At 66.4% G+C, this 15,145-nt stretch carries 14 protein-coding genes; 5 read left to right on the top strand and 9 right to left on the bottom strand.

All coding sequences use genetic code 11. The features are described from left to right. Nucleotides 1-6: 6 nt before the first annotated feature. The 6 genes from ASD71_RS21540 to ASD71_RS21515 are packed head-to-tail and all read right to left on the bottom strand — an operon-like array spanning nucleotide 7 to nucleotide 7,225. Complete coding sequence (locus ASD71_RS21540) at nucleotides 7-1,026, bottom strand: siderophore ABC transporter substrate-binding protein (protein WP_056569628.1); 1,020 nt, start codon at nucleotides 1,024-1,026, stop codon at nucleotides 7-9. After that, nucleotides 1,023-1,799 carry an ABC transporter ATP-binding protein gene (locus ASD71_RS21535; RefSeq protein ID WP_056569623.1) on the bottom strand — a complete coding sequence of 259 codons (777 nt, stop codon included), beginning with the start codon at nucleotides 1,797-1,799 and terminating at the stop codon, nucleotides 1,023-1,025. Before ASD71_RS21535 ends, ASD71_RS21540 begins: the two co-directional genes overlap by 4 nt. Beyond that, complete coding sequence (locus tag ASD71_RS21530) at nucleotides 1,796-2,746, bottom strand: iron chelate uptake ABC transporter family permease subunit (RefSeq protein ID WP_056569619.1); 951 nt, start codon at nucleotides 2,744-2,746, stop codon at nucleotides 1,796-1,798. The genes ASD71_RS21535 and ASD71_RS21530 overlap by 4 nt, the downstream gene beginning before the upstream one ends. Then, nucleotides 2,743-3,684 carry an ABC transporter permease gene (locus tag ASD71_RS21525; protein WP_056569616.1) on the bottom strand — a complete coding sequence of 314 codons (942 nt, stop codon included), beginning with the start codon at nucleotides 3,682-3,684 and terminating at the stop codon, nucleotides 2,743-2,745. The genes ASD71_RS21530 and ASD71_RS21525 overlap by 4 nt, the downstream gene beginning before the upstream one ends. Continuing rightward, a complete protein-coding gene (locus tag ASD71_RS21520; protein WP_056569614.1) occupies nucleotides 3,684-5,438 on the bottom strand; it encodes an ABC transporter ATP-binding protein in 1,755 nt (584 codons plus the stop codon). The genes ASD71_RS21525 and ASD71_RS21520 overlap by 1 nt, the downstream gene beginning before the upstream one ends. After that, a complete protein-coding gene (locus ASD71_RS21515; protein WP_056569611.1) occupies nucleotides 5,432-7,225 on the bottom strand; it encodes an ABC transporter ATP-binding protein in 1,794 nt (597 codons plus the stop codon). Before ASD71_RS21515 ends, ASD71_RS21520 begins: the two co-directional genes overlap by 7 nt. 140 nt (nucleotides 7,226-7,365) lie before the next feature. On the opposite strand from ASD71_RS21515, the gene ASD71_RS21510 reads away from it, so the two are divergent. Continuing rightward, nucleotides 7,366-7,971 (top strand): TetR/AcrR family transcriptional regulator, encoded by a 606-nt coding sequence (locus tag ASD71_RS21510; protein ID WP_056569608.1) that lies wholly within the window; start codon nucleotides 7,366-7,368, stop codon nucleotides 7,969-7,971. On the opposite strand, the gene ASD71_RS21505 is transcribed toward ASD71_RS21510, so the two are convergent. Next, a complete protein-coding gene (locus ASD71_RS21505) occupies nucleotides 7,968-8,993 on the bottom strand; it encodes a LacI family DNA-binding transcriptional regulator (RefSeq protein ID WP_056569605.1) in 1,026 nt (341 codons plus the stop codon). The two genes, ASD71_RS21510 and ASD71_RS21505, sit on opposite strands and share 4 nt — an antisense overlap. 130 nt (nucleotides 8,994-9,123) lie before the next feature. Here ASD71_RS21505 and ASD71_RS21500 point away from each other — a divergent pair, with 130 nt between their 5' ends. The 4 genes from ASD71_RS21500 (at nucleotide 9,124) to ASD71_RS21485 (ending at nucleotide 13,897) form a co-directional block, all read left to right on the top strand. Next, entirely contained in the window at nucleotides 9,124-9,681 is a 558-nt protein-coding gene (locus tag ASD71_RS21500; protein WP_056569602.1) for a TRAP transporter small permease, read from the top strand. A gap of 43 nt (nucleotides 9,682-9,724) precedes the next feature. Continuing rightward, nucleotides 9,725-11,005 carry a TRAP transporter large permease gene (locus ASD71_RS21495; protein ID WP_056569601.1) on the top strand — a complete coding sequence of 427 codons (1,281 nt, stop codon included), beginning with the start codon at nucleotides 9,725-9,727 and terminating at the stop codon, nucleotides 11,003-11,005. Nucleotides 11,006-11,036: 31 nt separating this feature from the next. After that, the gene (locus ASD71_RS21490; RefSeq protein ID WP_056569598.1) at nucleotides 11,037-12,053 is read left to right on the top strand and encodes a TRAP transporter substrate-binding protein; all 1,017 of its coding nucleotides are present in this window, start codon (nucleotides 11,037-11,039) and stop codon (nucleotides 12,051-12,053) included. A gap of 62 nt (nucleotides 12,054-12,115) precedes the next feature. Further along, entirely contained in the window at nucleotides 12,116-13,897 is a 1,782-nt protein-coding gene (locus ASD71_RS21485; RefSeq protein ID WP_056569595.1) for an IlvD/Edd family dehydratase, read from the top strand. Nucleotides 13,898-13,916: 19 nt separating this feature from the next. On the opposite strand, the gene ASD71_RS21480 is transcribed toward ASD71_RS21485, so the two are convergent. After that, nucleotides 13,917-14,336 (bottom strand): YbaN family protein, encoded by a 420-nt coding sequence (locus ASD71_RS21480; RefSeq protein WP_200949462.1) that lies wholly within the window; start codon nucleotides 14,334-14,336, stop codon nucleotides 13,917-13,919. A 64-nt stretch (nucleotides 14,337-14,400) separates the two neighbouring features. Continuing rightward, nucleotides 14,401-15,114: a tetratricopeptide repeat protein gene (locus ASD71_RS21475; protein WP_056569592.1), complete on the bottom strand. Its 714-nt coding sequence runs from the start codon at nucleotides 15,112-15,114 to the stop codon at nucleotides 14,401-14,403. Nucleotides 15,115-15,145: the final 31 nt, after the last annotated feature.

Here is a 15,145-nt window from a genome sequence, read left to right as displayed (position 1 = left end):
GAAGAATCAGTTCCGGTATGGCCTCATGACTTCGTCGATCATCAGATGCAGCGACTTCACGCTGGCGGCGGTGACGTACCAGGCTTCGGCGTCGGCAAAGACCACGCGGCCGTCGCGCCACGCGGACGTCTGGCGCAGCAGCGGGTTGCTCAGCGTCTCGGCGTTCAGGGCCGGGCGGCGTTCCATCACGGCAGTGCGGTCGACCACGTAGACGATGTCCGGGTTGGCCTGCTGGATGAATTCGCTGGAGATCGGCTGGCCATGCAGGCCGCCATCGGCCAACGGACTGGCGGGCTTTACGCCCAGCGCCTTGAAGATGAAGCCGTAGCGGGATTGCACGCCGAACGAGCTGAAGGCGCCGTTGTTGTGCAGCACGACGAGCGCCGTCTCCCGACGGTCGCGGATCAGCGCGCGCGCCTCCTCCACCTTGGCATCCAGACCGGCGGCCTTCTGGCGCGCAAGGTCTTCCTTGCCGAAGATGCGACCCAGCGTCAGCAGATGGTCCTTCACGATCTCGATGTGATCGGCCTGGCTGTCGCGGTAGTCCACGTCGAAATGGATGGTGGGCGCGATCTGGCTCAGCTCTTTGTAGTGGTTCGCCTGCAGCGAGGTGATCAGGATGAGGTCCGGCTTGGCCGCATATACGCGCTCCAGATTCGGCTGGACGATGGCGCCCATGTCCTGCACTTCGGGCGCGTCGCGGTAGCGGGCCAGAAAGTGCGGCACGAAGTCCTTGGGCATGCCCACGACGGGGACGCCCAGCTCGTCCAGGAAATCGACTTCGTTCATGTCCAAGGCAACCACGCGCTGCGGCAGCCGGTCGATCACGGTCTCGCCCAGCTTGTGCTTGACGGTGATGGGGGCATAGGCATTCTGCGATGGTGCATTCGCGGGTGCGGCGGATGCGGCAGCCGGCGCCGAGGCGGCCTTGGGCGCGTCCGTGGCTTGGCCGCAGCCGTACAGCGCCGCCGTTGTGGCCATTGCAGCGGCAAGCAGCAGCGCCCTCGGCCAGTGCGACAGGGTCATTTCAGTTCTCCAGGGGGATTGAAGTAGTTGCACAGGCGACCGCGATCGCCCTGCGTGATCTCGAAGTCCAGTCCATACAGTTCGCGCAGCCGGTCTTCGGTCATGACCTCGTGCACCCCGCCCGCGCAATGCACCGCCCCGCCCTTCAGCGCCACGATGTAGTCCGAATAGCTGGCCGCGAAATTGATGTCGTGCACCACCAGGATCACCGTGCGGCCGTGCTCGTCGCACAGGCGGCGCAGCGCGCGCATGATCTGCACGGCGTGCCGGATATCCAGGTTGTTCAGCGGCTCGTCCAGCAGCAGACAATCGGTCTGCTGCGCGATGGTCATGGCCATGAACGCCATCTGACGCTGGCCGCCGCTCAGCTCGTCCAGGTACGCGTGGCGCAAGGGCTCCAGTGACAGAAACGCGATGGCTTCGTCGATTGCCTGCCGGTCCTGCGGCGTCAGCGCGCCACGGCTGTAGGGAAAGCGCCCGAAGGCCACCAGGTCTTCCACCGTGAGCCGCAGGTTGAAGTCGGGCGATTGGCGCAGCGTGGCGACGCGGCGCGCGTAATCGGCGCGGCGCATGTCCGCCACGCTGCGGTTGCCGATGAAAACGCCGCCCTGCGTCGGCGCCAGCAACCGCGCCATCATCATCAAAAGCGTGGTCTTGCCCGCCCCGTTCGGACCGATCAGCGACGTCAGCCGGCCCTCGGGGAACTGCAGGCTCACGTCGCGCAGGACGGCCTTCGCGCCGTGGCTTTTGGAGAGATTTCTGGTCGTGATCATGCCGTGCCCCGCGTGCGCGCCATCAGCGCGAGAAACCAGCCGCCGCAGACCAGGTTGACCAGGATGCCGACGGTGGTCTTGTAGTTGAAGATGTGCTCGACCGCGAGCTGAGCCAGGATGAACATCCCGACGGCGATGGCGCTGCCGGTGGGCAACGTGACGCGGTGCCGGCGCGTGCGCGCCAGCGCATATGCGGTGTTGGCCACGAAGATGCCCATGAACGCCGTAGGTCCCAGCAGGCTGGTGGAAACGGCGACCAGCACCGCGATCAAGGCCAGGTGCAGTTGCACGGCGCGCGGATGATCCACGCCCAGCGACATGGCCTGGTCCCGCCCCAGCGACAGGACGTCCAGCGTCGGCAATTGCCTGCGTCCGGCCAGGCATATAGCGGCGACGATGACAGCGGATACCAGCAATTGCGCTGGCTCGGCCTTACCGAACGAGGCCTGGGTAAAGCCGAGCAGGATCGAGAACTCGCCCGGACTGGTCTTCAGTTGCACGAACTGCGTGAAGGTGCCGATCACCATGGTCAGCACCAGTCCCACCAGCAGCAGGAAATACACGTTCTGCCTGTCGTGGCGGAACAGCCAGCGATGGAGAATCCACGAATACGCCAGCATCACCAAGACTGAGACCAGGAAGTTGCCGTTCGGCCCCAGCAGCACCAGGCTTTGCGTGCCCAGCGCCAGAATCATCACGGACTGCAGCAGCAGATAAACCGCCTCGTAACCCATGATGGCGGGCGTGAGGATCCGGTTGCCGGTCAGGGTCTGGAACACAATCGACGACCACGCGATGCAGACGCCGCCGATCACCATGGCCGCCAGCCGCGCGAGGCGTTTGGGGATGACGTAGTCGAAGTCCAGGCCCGACCGGAAGAAAACGAACACCATGGCCAGCACGATGACCGCCAGCCACACGACCCTTCGGGAAGCGGCGCGTCTCATCGGTGCTTCCAGATAATCAGCGCCAGGAACAGGACGCCGCCCACGCCCCCCGCCGTCAGGCCGATAGGCACTTCGAACGGATGAATCAGCACGCGTCCCAGGATGTCGCAAACCAGCAGCAGCGACGCGCCGCCCAGCGCCACGACGGGCAGCGTGCGGCTCAGGTTGTCACCGTAGTGGAGCGCGACCAGATTGGGCACGACCAAACCAACGAATGGAATAGCCCCAACCGTGATGACCGTGGCCGACACCGTGACGCCCACCAGCATCAGACCCAGCGCGACGGTGGCCGGATAGTTCAGTCCCAGGCTTGCGGCCATGTCCTCGCCCATGCCGGCCACCGTGAAGCGGTGCGCGTACAGGTAAGTCAGCACGACGATCGGCAGGATCAGAAAGATGATCTCGTAGTTGCCCTGCACGATCTTGGAGAAGTCGCCCAGCAGCCAGCCCTGCATGCTTTGCAGGATGTTGTTGCGGTAGGCATGGAATTCGGCCAGCGCGCTCAGCACGCAGCCAAACATAAGACCCATCACGGGCACCAGCACCGTGTTCTTGAACCGGATACGGCGCACGATCATGACGAAGGCCAGGCTGGCGGCAAAGCAGAACGCCAGCGCAAACGCCATCCGCCCGCCCGGCCCCATTGACGGCGCCACCGTCAGCGCAACCAGGATGCCGAGCTTGGCGGCGTCCAGCCCGCCGCAGGTGGCCGGTTCGACGAACTTGTTGCGCACGATGTGCTGCAGGATCACGCCGCACACCGACAGGCCGACGCCGGTCAGCACCAGCGCGGCCAGCCGAGGCAGGCGGCTCGCGGTCAGCGTCAGCCACGCGTCGCCCGACAGCGTGAACAGCTGCGTCCAGGCCAGCTGCCGCGCACCGACCAGCAGGGACGCGCCGCACAGTGCGACGAACAGCACCGACAGCCCGGCACGCATCAGACGCGGTCTCCCGCGATGCGCCAGCCCTTGGCGGCCTGCCGCTGCTCCAGGAATTGCGCATACCGCCCGCCGCTTGCGCGCAGCGCCGCCGGCGCGCCCGCTTCGACGATCCGGCCGTCCTCCAGCACCGCGATTTCATCGGCCATCGCCACCGTCGACAATTGATGCGCAATGACCACCAGGGTGCGCTTGCCGCGCAGCCGCGCCAGCGTGTCGGCAATGACGGCCTGGTTGCCCGCGTCCAACGCTGCGGTGGCCTCGTCCACCAGCAGGATGGGCGCGTCGCTGATCAGCGCACGGGCAATGGCGATGCGCTGGCGCTCGCCGCCGGACAACCGCGTGCCGCCCTCGCCCACCGGCGTGTCCATGCCGTGCGGCAGGCGCGCGGCGATCTCGTCCACGCCCGCTTCCCGCGCGGCTTGCAGGACATCGGCATCATTGCTGCCCGGCCGGCCAGCGCGGATGTTGTCGGCGATGCTGCCGGTAAAGAGATAGTTGTCCTGGAAAATCTGGCTGATCTGGCTGGCCAGCTGCGCGCTGGCGATCTGCCGCACGTCGACGCCGCCGACATGCACGCTGCCTTGCATCACGTCGAAGAATCGCGCGATCAGCCGCGCCAGCGTCGTTTTGCCGGACCCGGATGCGCCGATCAGGGCAATCATGGTGCCCGGCTCGATACGCAGGCTCACGCCGAGCAGCACGTCCGGCGCATCTTGCGCGTAGCGAAAGCGCACATCGCACAATTCGATGGACGCGTCGCGCGGCGTCTGCGGGGCGGCGGGCTCGGGCAGCGGCGCCACGGCAAAGAGCGCGTCGATCGCGTCAAGCTGCGCGCGCGCGCCGCGCAGAACCTCGCCATAGCCGGCAACCTCAAGCAAGCCGTCGATGTAGCGGACAGCCAGCAGCATCGCGACGATGGCCGCCACCACTTCGCCGGTTGCAGCGCCAGCGCCCAGCAGTCCGTTGAGCCAAAAGGCCGCCGCGAACAGCAACCCGGCAAAGACGGACTGCACCGCCCAGACGTTGAGCACGGCCGCGGCCGCCGACAGCCAGATCAGGCGCACGCCCGATTGGCGTTGCGCATCAAGGGATTGCTCGAAGCGCTGCATGCCGCCGCCCTGCGCGCTGAACGCGCGCAGGACCGACTGCGCCTGGGCAAACTCCACCACGCGCTGGCTGGTTTCCGCAAAGCGCTGGTGAAAGACCGTGTCGGCTCGGCGCGCCAGCCGCGCCGTAAGTGCCAGCACGCCCGCCAGCAGCGGCAGCGCCGCCAATGCGATCAGTCCCAACAGCCAATGCTGCGCGAACAAGGCCCCGCCCAGCACAAGGGGTGCGGCCACGCCCGCAATCAGCGGTGTGAAGACGTGCGCGGGCAACTGGGCCACGCTCATCATGCCCTGCGTGACGACATGGCCGAGACGCGCGGTGTTGTGCGGCGTGAACCAGCCCACCGGCAGGCGCGCGACATGGTCGCCCAGCCGATGACGGCCGCCTTGCAGGATCGCGACGCCCACGCGCACCCCCGCCCGCTCGACCGGCAGGCGCAGCGCCGCGCAACACGCCACCCCGGCGAGCAGCGCGGCCAGCCACGGGATGGCCTGGCGTGCATCGCCGGTCAGCAGATGCGTGAGGAGCGGCGCCGTGGCCGCCATGGTCAGCCCGCAGGCCAGCCCGTAGGCGACCGCCAGCCGCGCGTAGCGGCGCAGCACGTGAACCTCATTGCCAAGCAGGCGCACCAAGGTCTTCAGCATGCCGGCTCCTCTTGCGGCGTGGCCATCGCATAACCACCCTGCTCCCAAAGCCGCGCGTAGCTGCCGCCTTGCGCCAACAGCGCGTCGTGCCGCCCCTGTTCGGCAATAGCCCCGTCCTCCAGCACCAGGATGCGATCCGCATGCACCACCGTGTCCAGCCGGTGCGCGATCACCAGCAGCGTGCGCCCCTTGGCAAAGCGCGACAGCACTTCCTGGATAGCGGCCTCGTTGCCGGCGTCGGCCGCCGCCGTGGCCTCGTCGAGCACCAGCACCGGCGGGTCGAGCAGGACGGCGCGCGCGATGCTCACGCGCTGGCTTTCACCGCCGGAGAACTGCGCGTCTTCGCCGATAACGGCGTCGTAGCCGCGCGGCAATGCCAGGATGCGTTCGTGGATGTTGGCGGCTCGCGCGGCGGCCTCGACCTCCTGCTGACTGGCACCCGGCCGGCCCAGCGCGATGTTGTCGCGCACGCTGGCGTGGATCAGCCGAACCTCCTGCAGCACGAAGCCGATGCGCCGGTAAAGCTGGGCGCTCTCGATCTGCCGCAGGTCCGCGCCGCCGAGCGTGATGCGCCCTTGTGCCGGGTCGAAGAACCTCAGCAGCAGACGGGCAAGCGTGGATTTGCCCGCGCCGGACGGGCCGACGATGGCGGTCACCGTGCCGGGCGCCAGCGTGAACGTGATGCCGGACACCGCCTCGTGGCCATCGCCGTAGCGGTAGCCCACGTTTTCAAACCGGACTTCGTGGCCTTCGGGAAGTTGTCCGCACCCAGCCGGCGGCGTCTCCAGAACAGGCGTATTCATAAGCGCCAGCACACGCTGGGCCGCGCCCTTTGCGCTGCCCAGATCGTGCAGCAGCGTGTGCAGCAGGAGCATCGGCGCGCAGATGCCTGGCGCCACTAGCGCGAAAGGCAGCACGTCCAGCGGCGCCATCCAGTCCAGCGCCACGAACAGCGCGCCCGCGCCGAGCACCACGCCCAGAACCGTGACCGGCGCGATCAGCGCGTGCGCCCGCGCCATCGCCGCGACCAGCGGCCGGGTAAAGTCGGCAAAGGCCGCGGCAAAGCCGTCCACGGCGTCCCGGTAGCCGCGATGCGCCTTGCCGGCATCCCCAAACGCCTTGACCACCGGAATGCCATTGACGAATTCGACGGTCGCGCCGTTCAGACGGCCAAGGCGTTCCATGAACACCGGCATGTTCGCGCCGCCGGCCTTCATGGCGCGACGCAGAAAGAGGAAGAAGCCCGCGAACGGCAGCAGCGCCACGATGGCAAGGCGCCAATCCTGCGCGAACAGGTAGGCCGCCGACGCCAGGATCGCGCCCGCGGCGCGCCCCGTCGCCGTGAAGAAATGCGCGGTGAGGCTATGCAGGGTCGCGATGTCGTCCTGCAAGGCCTGCTTGACCTCGCCCGACGCCCGATCCGTGAACCAGCCCAGTGGCGCTTGGGCCAACCGCCGGGCGCCGGCCACGCGCAGGTGATGCGTGATCCGGTTGTCTGCCAGGTGGGCGGTCAGTTCGCCGGCGGACACCAGCGCCAGGCCGATGAGCAGGCAAGCAATGGCGGCGGCGACGCCCCACCCCATTCCCGGCCCGGGCGTCGTTGAAGCGGGACCCTTCAGGACCAGGCGGGCGATGTGCGCGATGGCGGCCAGCGGCGCCAGCGTAAGCATGGTGCCCACCGCGGCAAGCGCGGCTGCGGCAATGAGTTGCCCGCGGATCGGGGTCAACACCAGATTGAGCGGGCCGGGCTGTTGAAGGTGGGCCGGCGCGGCTCCGGAAGTGCTCATGAACGAAGTACCAGGACGGAGTTGATAATTATTTGCATCACTATAAACTAAATTCTTGAATTAGTTGCATGGCAATAAACTAAATAATTTCGGGACGGGTTAAAGTGCGGGATAGTCCACGCGACAAACAGGGATCAGACATGCAGCCAGAGCGCCGCCCCGCGCGGGGACGCCCTCCCACCATCACCCGCGAGCGCATCGCCGACGCCGGCATCGCCGTAGGCTTGCCCAACATCACATTCGTCGGCGTCGCCGCGGCACTGGGTGTCAGCCACATGGCGCTCTACAAGCACGTGCCCAGCCTTGAAGAGCTCAAACGCCTGGTCGCCGAGGAAATCTTCAAGCGCTGGCAGATTCCTCAGGCCTGTAGCAACGATCGCGGGGATCTCAAGGACTATCTGACGGTGTTCGCGACGTCGGTGCGCGAGTTCGTCAAGGCGCACCCGGGCGTGACGCCCTTCGTGATCCGTCGGCTGGCCGCGACGCCGTCGATGCTGGCCAAGATCGACGGGCACCAGCGCCATATCGCACAGGCCTACGGCATCTCAAAGGAGCAGTCTCGGATCCTGCTCGCGACCGTGGCGTTTCACGGCCTGGCGGTGGCGGACACGGTGTATTCAGTCGCGGGGCTGGAGCCTGTCGTCGACGCCGCGCGCGCGGCGGAAGAATCCGAGATGGAAGTGGAACTGGATCAGGGCATGCAGGCGCTCATCATCGGCCTGATGGCCATGCTGGATGGCGCTTAGCTGGTTTCGCGCTGGACCAGCTTGAAACCCAAATCCACGTGCCGCTCAGGCACCGGTTCGCCCGCCAGATGCTGCATGAGCAGTTGCGCGGCGGATAGCCCGATCTGGTAGCGCGGCGTGGCAATGGTGGACAGCGGCGGCGTGGTCCAGGCCGTGCCCGCCAGGTCATGAAACCCGACGATGGCCATCTGCGCCGGCACTTGCAACCCATCCCGGCCGCATTGGAACACCGCCCCCTGCGCCAGGTCGTCGTTGCAGAAGAACACGGCGTCGCAATCGGGATGGCGCGCATGCTGGTCCTGCATCAGCGCGGCCCCCAGGCTGATCGATGATTTTTCCGGCGTCATGATTTCCAGCGTCGAATCGTACAGGCCCGCGTCGCGCAGCGCCTGCCGGCACCCTTCGCAGCGGCGCAGCGAACGGGGATCCAGCTGCGCGCCTATGATGCCGATGCGGCGGTAGCCGCGCTCCACCAGATGGCGGCCGGCGGCGTAGCCCGAGTCGAATTGCGAGAACCCGACGCTCATGTCGTCGTCGCCATCCAGCGTCTCGATCGTGTGCACCGTGGGGATCCCCTGCGCGCGCAGCAATTCCCAGACGCCCGGATTGTGGTCGATGCCGGTCAGCACCAGCCCGTCGGGCGAGTGCTGCAGATACTTGCGCAGCAGCGCTTCTTCCTCGTCCGGCGAGTAACCCGTCACGCCGATCAGCATGTGATAGCCGTGCTGGTCCAGCACGTCCTTGATGCCCGTGATGATGTCCACGAAGACCACGTTGCTCAGCGACGGAATCAGGACCACGATGGTCTGCGACCGCGCAGACGCGAGTGCGCTGGCGGCGTGGTTCGGCACGTAGCCTAGTTCCTGGCACACCCGCGCGATGTGCTGGCGCAGTTCTTGCCCCACTTTGTCCGGCGTGCGCAGCGCCCGCGAGACCGTGATGGCGCTGACGCCGACGCGCCGCGCAACGTCTTGCATGGTGACGCGGCCAGCGCGCGAGCTTCGGGGTTTACGAACGGACATGGACCCTCGCGGTAAGTGCAAGCGCGTAGTCTGACCGAAAAAAAGACGCTTGCCAAAGCAAAAATGTTAGCGCTAACATGATCCACATCAAACGACTAAAAAAACTCCGGGAAACGGAGAGGAGACAACCATGCAAGCTTCCCCCCTGGGGCGGCCGGGGCCATCGCGCCCCGGCCGGTCGCCGCTGGCCCGCGCCGCGGACTGGTGTTTTGTGCTGCAGACGTGGCTGATGGTGGCCTGTCTGATCGTGATGGTCGTGCTGCTGTTCGGCAACGTGGCGCTGCGCTATCTCTTCAACTCCGGTATCAATGCTTCCGACGAGGTCTCGCGGCTGGCCTTTGTCTGGATGATCTTCCTGGGCGCGGTGATCGCGCTGCGCGAACACCAGCACATCGGGGTCACCATGATGGTCGAACGCTTCGGCCCGGGCGCCCGCCGCGTGTCGCACATTGCCTGCCAGTTGATGATCCTGTGGGTGCTGTGGCTGATGGCCGAGGGCGGCTGGGTCCAGACAGTGATCGGCATGGACACCGTGCTGCCCGTCACCGGCATGCCGCTGGCCGTGTTCAACGCGGCGGGGCTGTATGCCGCCGTGGCGATGGGCATCCTGACGCTCATCGACCTGGTCCGCGTGATTGCGGGCGGACCGCTGCCGGCGGAATCCAGTCCGGAAGACCCGGCGGTCTGAACCGGCCCCTCCCCGCCCCCAACCATCCGCCTGGATATCCGCAATGATCCTGACCGTCTTCCTAGTCGTGCTGCTGGGGCTGATCGCCCTGGGCATGCCGATCGCCTTCGCGCTCATCATCAGCGCGATCGTCATGATGTTCCAGCTGGACTTCTACGACACCCAGCTCCTCGCCCAGAACATGCTGTCCGGCGCCAACAGCTTCACGCTGATGGCCGTGCCGCTTTTCATGCTGGCCGGCGAACTGATGAACGCCGGCGGCATTTCGCGCCGCATCGTTCATCTGGCCAACACGTTCGTGGGCCACATCCAGGGCGGCCTGGGTTACGTGGCCATTTTCGCCAGCGTGCTGCTGGCATCGCTGTCGGGCTCAGCCGTGGCCGACGCCGCGGCGCTGGGATCGCTGCTGATCCCGATGCTGCGCGAAAAGGGTTATGAGGCCGGCCAGGCGTCGGGCCTGATCGCCGCCGGTGGCATCATCGCGCCCATCATCCCGCCGTCGATCTCGTTCATCATCTTCGGCGTCGCCACCAATGTGTCGATCACCAAGCTGTTCTTCGCCGGCATCGCGCCGGGCCTCATGATGGGGCTCACGCTGGTGGCCGTCTGGACCTGGGTGGCGCGCAAGCATGGCAGCATCAACCCCGCGCCACGCGAACCCTGGCGCAACCGCCTGAAGGCGCTGCGCGGCTCGCTGTGGGCGCTCTTTCTGCCGGTCATCATCATCGGCGGCCTGCGGGGCGGCATCTTCACCCCCACGGAAGCGGCCGTTGTCGCCGCCGTGTATGCGCTGCTGGTCAGTCTTTTCGTCTACCGCGAGATCGGCTGGCGCGATCTGGGGCCGCTTTTCATCAACGCCGCGCGCACCACGGCGGTGGTCATGTTCCTGGTGGCGGCCGCCATGGTCTCGTCCTACATGATCACGCTGGCCGACCTGCCGCAGGACCTGATCGCGCTGCTGGAACCGGTCATGGATCAGCCCAAGCTGCTCATGTTCGCGCTGCTGATCCTGCTGACGCTGGTGGGCACGGTGATGGATCTGACGCCCACCATCCTGATTCTCGCCCCTGTGCTCATGCCCGTCGTCATCAAGGCGGGCATCGACCCCGTCTACTTCGGCGTCATGTTTGTCATGGTTGGCAGCGTAGGCCTGCTGACGCCCCCGGTGGGCACCGTACTCAACGTGGTTTGCGGCGTGGCCCGCATCAATATGGAAACCATCTGCAGAGGGGTGTGGCGCTACGTCGTGGCCTACACGCTGCTGCTGGTCCTGCTGGTGATCTTCCCCGAACTGATCACCGTACCCGCACGCTGGATGCACTAGCGGCACTTGAACCCCCCCGAGGAGAAACACCATGATCAAGCAATTCAAGACCCGCATTCTTGTCCTGGCGACGGTGCTGTCCTGCACCGTCGCCGGGGTGGCCGCGGCCGCGGACGTCAAACCGCGCCTCATCCGCTTCGGCTACGGCCTGAACGAAGAAAGCGTGCAGGGCCGCGCGGCCCGCCATCTGGCGCAGGAACTGGAAAAGGTCAGTGGCGGCAAGCTCAAGATGCGGACCTTCGGCTCGGCGAACCTGGGTTCCGACGAACAGATGCAGAGCGCGCTGGTGGGCGGCGCGCAGGAAATGATGGTGGGGTCGACCGCGCCGCTGGCGGGCATGGTCAAGGAGTTCGGCGTGTTCGACCTGCCGTTCCTGTTCAACAGCGAAAAGGAAGCCGACGCGGTGCTGGACGGCCCGCTCGGGCAGGACCTGCTGAAGAAGCTTGAGGCCAAGGGCATCGTCGGCCTGGTGTACTGGGAAAACGGTTTCCGCAACATGACCAATTCCAAGCGCCCGATCACGCGCGCCGAAGATTTGCAGGGCATCAAGCTTCGCGTCATGCAGAACCAGATCGCGCTGGGCGTGTTCAACACGCTGGGCGCCAACGCGGTGCCGATGCCGTTCTCGGAATTGTTCACCGCGCTGGAAACGCGCACGGTGGACGGGCAGGAAAACCCCATCACCACGATCCAGAGCAGCAAGTTCTACGAGGTGCAGCCCTACCTGACCATCACGCGCCACGTCTACACGCCGTGGGTCGTGCTGGCTTCCAAAAAGTGGTGGGACACGCTGTCGCCCGACGAGCAAAAGCTGATCCGCCAGGCCGCCGCGTCGTCGCGCGACTTCGAACGGCAGGACAGCCGCGCCGATTCCACCAAGGCCATGGGCACGCTTGAAAAGAACGGCATGAAGATCAACACGGTCACGCCGGAAGAAGTGGCCCGCATGCGCCAGAAGGTGCAGCCCGTGGTCGACAAGTACACCCAGGAGCTCGGCCCCGAACTGGTCAAGCAGCTGAACGACGAAATCCAGAAGGCGCGCAACTAGCGCTTTTGGTGGCCCGGATCCGCTTTTGGTCCGGGCCCGTATGCAACCGAAGCGAGACAGCCATGTCCCAGACACCCCGCCGACTGCGCAGCCAGAAATGGTTCGACGATCCCTCGCACGCCGACATGACGGCGATCTACGTCGAGCGCTATCTCAATTACGGCCTGACGCGCCAGGAACTGCAATCGGGGCGGCCGATCATCGGCATCGCACAGACGGGCAGCGACCTGGCGCCCTGCAATCGCCATCATCTGGCGCTGGCCGAGCGCATCAAGGCAGGCATCCGGGACGCCGGCGGCATTCCGATGGAGTTCCCGGTGCACCCGCTGGCCGAACAGGGCCGGCGGCCCACCGCGGCGCTGGACCGCAATCTGGCGTATCTGGGGCTGGTGGAAATCCTGCACGGCTATCCGCTGGATGGCGTGGTGCTGACCACGGGCTGCGACAAGACCACGCCCGCATGCCTGATGGCCGCGGCCACCGTGGACATCCCGGCTATCGTGCTATCCGGTGGGCCCATGTTGGATGGCTGGCATGAGGGGCAGCGCGTGGGATCGGGCACCGTCATCTGGCACGCACGCAACCTGATGGCCGCGGGCAAGCTGGACTACGAAGGCTTCATGACCCTGGCCACGGCATCGTCGCCGTCAATTGGCCACTGCAACACCATGGGCACCGCCCTTTCCATGAATTCGCTGGCCGAAGCGCTGGGCATGTCGCTGCCCACCTGTGCCAGCATTCCCGCACCGTATCGCGAGCGCGGCCAGATGGCCTATACCACCGGCATGCGCATCTGCGACATGGTGCGCGAGGACCTGCGGCCGTCGCACATCATGACGCGGCAGGCGTTCGAGAACGCCATCGTCGTCGCCTCGGCGCTGGGCGCGTCCAGCAACTGCCCGCCCCACCTGATCGCGATTGCGCGCCACATGGGCGTCGACCTGAGCCTGGACGACTGGCAGCGGCTGGGCGAAGACGTGCCGCTGCTGGTCAACTGCGTGCCGGCAGGCGAATACCTGGGCGAAGGCTTTCACCGCGCGGGCGGCGTGCCGGCCGTGCTGCACGAACTGCTGGCGGCGGGCCGTCTGCATCCTGACTGCGGGACCGTGTCCGGCAAGACCATCGGCGACATCGCCGCGGCGTCGAAGACGCACGATGCGCAGGTGATCCGAAGCTGCGACACGCCGCTCAAGCACCGCGCCGGCTTCATCGTGCTGTCGGGCAACTTCTTTGACAGCGCCATCATCAAGATGTCGGTCGTGGGCGAGGCGTTCCGCCGCGCGTACCTGTCGGAGCCCGGCTCGGAAAACGCCTTCGACGCGCGCGCCATCGTGTTCGAAGGCCCTGAGGATTATCACGCCCGCATTGAAGACCCGGCCCTCAACATCGACGAACACTGCATCCTGGTCATCCGCGGCGCGGGCACCGTGGGATACCCCGGCAGCGCGGAAGTCGTGAACATGGCGCCGCCGGCGCACCTCATCAAGCGCGGCATCGACTCGTTGCCCTGCATGGGCGACGGCCGCCAGAGCGGCACGTCGGCCAGCCCTTCCATCCTGAACATGTCGCCGGAAGCCGCGGTTGGCGGCGGGCTTGCCCTCCTGCGCACGGGCGACCGGATCCGCGTGGACCTGAACCAGCGTTCGGTCACCTTGCAGGTCGACGAATCAGAACTGGAACGGCGCCGCCAGGAACCGGCGTACGAAGCGCCGCCGTCGCAGACGCCTTGGCAGGAGCTCTACCGGCAGACCGTGGGACAACTATCCACGGGCGGATGCCTGGAGGCGGCGACGCTGTATTTAAAGGTGGTGGAGACGCGCGGGGATCCGCGGCATTCGCATTGAGGGGTGCGGCGGGTGCGGGCTATTTACGCGAAGGCGTGTCGGCCGGGCCGGTGGCCTGGCCATTGCCCCCGCCATCGGCATGCGGGCTGGGCCGGCTGAGCACGTAGGCCGCGCTGGCCAAGAAGAAGATGCCCACGCCGATGGCCAGCAATGGCGACGGATTCGCGCTCCAGTAAAACAGCACATAGCCCGCGGCCATGCCCAGGCTGGCGTACGTCTTGCCCTTGCGCGACACCGCGCCCTGTTCACGCCAGGCGCGCAGCGACGGACCGTAGGTGGGGCTGTCCAGCAACCATTTCTCGAGCCGGGGCGACGAGCGCGAAAAGCAGCCAACCGCCAGGATCAGGAAGATCGTCGTCGGCATCACCGGCAGAAAGGCGCCAATGACGCCCAGCGCCAGCATCAGGCAGCCCAGGCATAACCAAAGTGCTCTCATCATGATGGTGTGCAGGATATCGCAAATGGGCTGACGGGGAGCCGGCCGGTTTCCTGCGCCGCGCCGCTCACGATGCCGCGGGCTCCGGCATCCTGGCGCGCAGCATCCTGACAAAATCCGGATCGGGGCTGCCTCCCGCGGCGCGCGATTTGTGAACCATGGCCCACGCCTCGCCATACTGGCCGCGCCAATAATAGGCCGTGGCCCACGAGGCATACAGGTAGCCCTTGTCGGGCTCGACGGCCTCGCCCTTGCGGTACCACTCATCGGAACGCGTCGTGGCGGCAATGCGCGCCTCGGGCGGCAACGTCTTGTCCTCGGCCGCGCAACGCGCCGCAATCCGGCCCGCGTCCGCATGGATGCCGCGAAACGCCGGCGGATTCAGGCTGATCGCGCGGTCCATCATGCTCATCGCCTGGCAGATCTTGCGCTGGCTTTCCAGGACGACCGCAAACCCCGCGTATACCTCGGGGTTGTCGGGATTGAGCAGCCAGGCCTGATTGAAACGCCGCATGGCGGACCCGGGCTGGTCTTCACGAAAAAGGCGATAGCCCTCTTCGACCCGCGCCTGCGCCGCCGCCGATGACGAACCAAACGTCTTCACGGCCTCGGCAGCCTGCTGCTCATCACTCGCACGCAACGCAGCCGCCGCGCGGCGATCACCGCCGGCATACATCGGCGCCTCGGCGCTGGCCGATTGCGCCGGCGCTGGCATCTTGATTACGCAGCCGGGCAACCACAGCAACTGAGCCAGAATGAACGCCTTCAACGTGAATTGCATGGGCGGGCTTTGAATTGAGAAAGAGGGAATA

The sequence above is a fragment of the Achromobacter sp. Root565 genome (assembly GCF_001427425.1).
GTDB lineage: Bacteria > Pseudomonadota > Gammaproteobacteria > Burkholderiales > Burkholderiaceae_B > Achromobacter > Achromobacter spanius_D.
The sequence above is the reverse complement of the archived record's forward strand: the minus strand, read 5'-3'. Positions and strand labels throughout refer to the sequence as shown.

Coding starts and splice junctions, on each gene's coding strand:
- ASD71_RS21540 (WP_056569628.1), bottom strand. CDS start 1,026: ATGACCCTGTCGCACTGGCCGAGGGCGCTGCTGCTTGCCGCTGCAATG.
- ASD71_RS21535 (WP_056569623.1), bottom strand. CDS start 1,799: ATGATCACGACCAGAAATCTCTCCAAAAGCCACGGCGCGAAGGCCGTC.
- ASD71_RS21530 (WP_056569619.1), bottom strand. CDS start 2,746: ATGAGACGCGCCGCTTCCCGAAGGGTCGTGTGGCTGGCGGTCATCGTG.
- ASD71_RS21525 (WP_056569616.1), bottom strand. CDS start 3,684: ATGCGTGCCGGGCTGTCGGTGCTGTTCGTCGCACTGTGCGGCGCGTCC.
- ASD71_RS21520 (WP_056569614.1), bottom strand. CDS start 5,438: ATGCTGAAGACCTTGGTGCGCCTGCTTGGCAATGAGGTTCACGTGCTG.
- ASD71_RS21515 (WP_056569611.1), bottom strand. CDS start 7,225: ATGAGCACTTCCGGAGCCGCGCCGGCCCACCTTCAACAGCCCGGCCCG.
- ASD71_RS21510 (WP_056569608.1), top strand. CDS start 7,366: ATGCAGCCAGAGCGCCGCCCCGCGCGGGGACGCCCTCCCACCATCACC.
- ASD71_RS21505 (WP_056569605.1), bottom strand. CDS start 8,993: ATGTCCGTTCGTAAACCCCGAAGCTCGCGCGCTGGCCGCGTCACCATG.
- ASD71_RS21500 (WP_056569602.1), top strand. CDS start 9,124: ATGCAAGCTTCCCCCCTGGGGCGGCCGGGGCCATCGCGCCCCGGCCGG.
- ASD71_RS21495 (WP_056569601.1), top strand. CDS start 9,725: ATGATCCTGACCGTCTTCCTAGTCGTGCTGCTGGGGCTGATCGCCCTG.
- ASD71_RS21490 (WP_056569598.1), top strand. CDS start 11,037: ATGATCAAGCAATTCAAGACCCGCATTCTTGTCCTGGCGACGGTGCTG.
- ASD71_RS21485 (WP_056569595.1), top strand. CDS start 12,116: ATGTCCCAGACACCCCGCCGACTGCGCAGCCAGAAATGGTTCGACGAT.
- ASD71_RS21480 (WP_200949462.1), bottom strand. CDS start 14,336: ATGATGAGAGCACTTTGGTTATGCCTGGGCTGCCTGATGCTGGCGCTG.
- ASD71_RS21475 (WP_056569592.1), bottom strand. CDS start 15,114: ATGCAATTCACGTTGAAGGCGTTCATTCTGGCTCAGTTGCTGTGGTTG.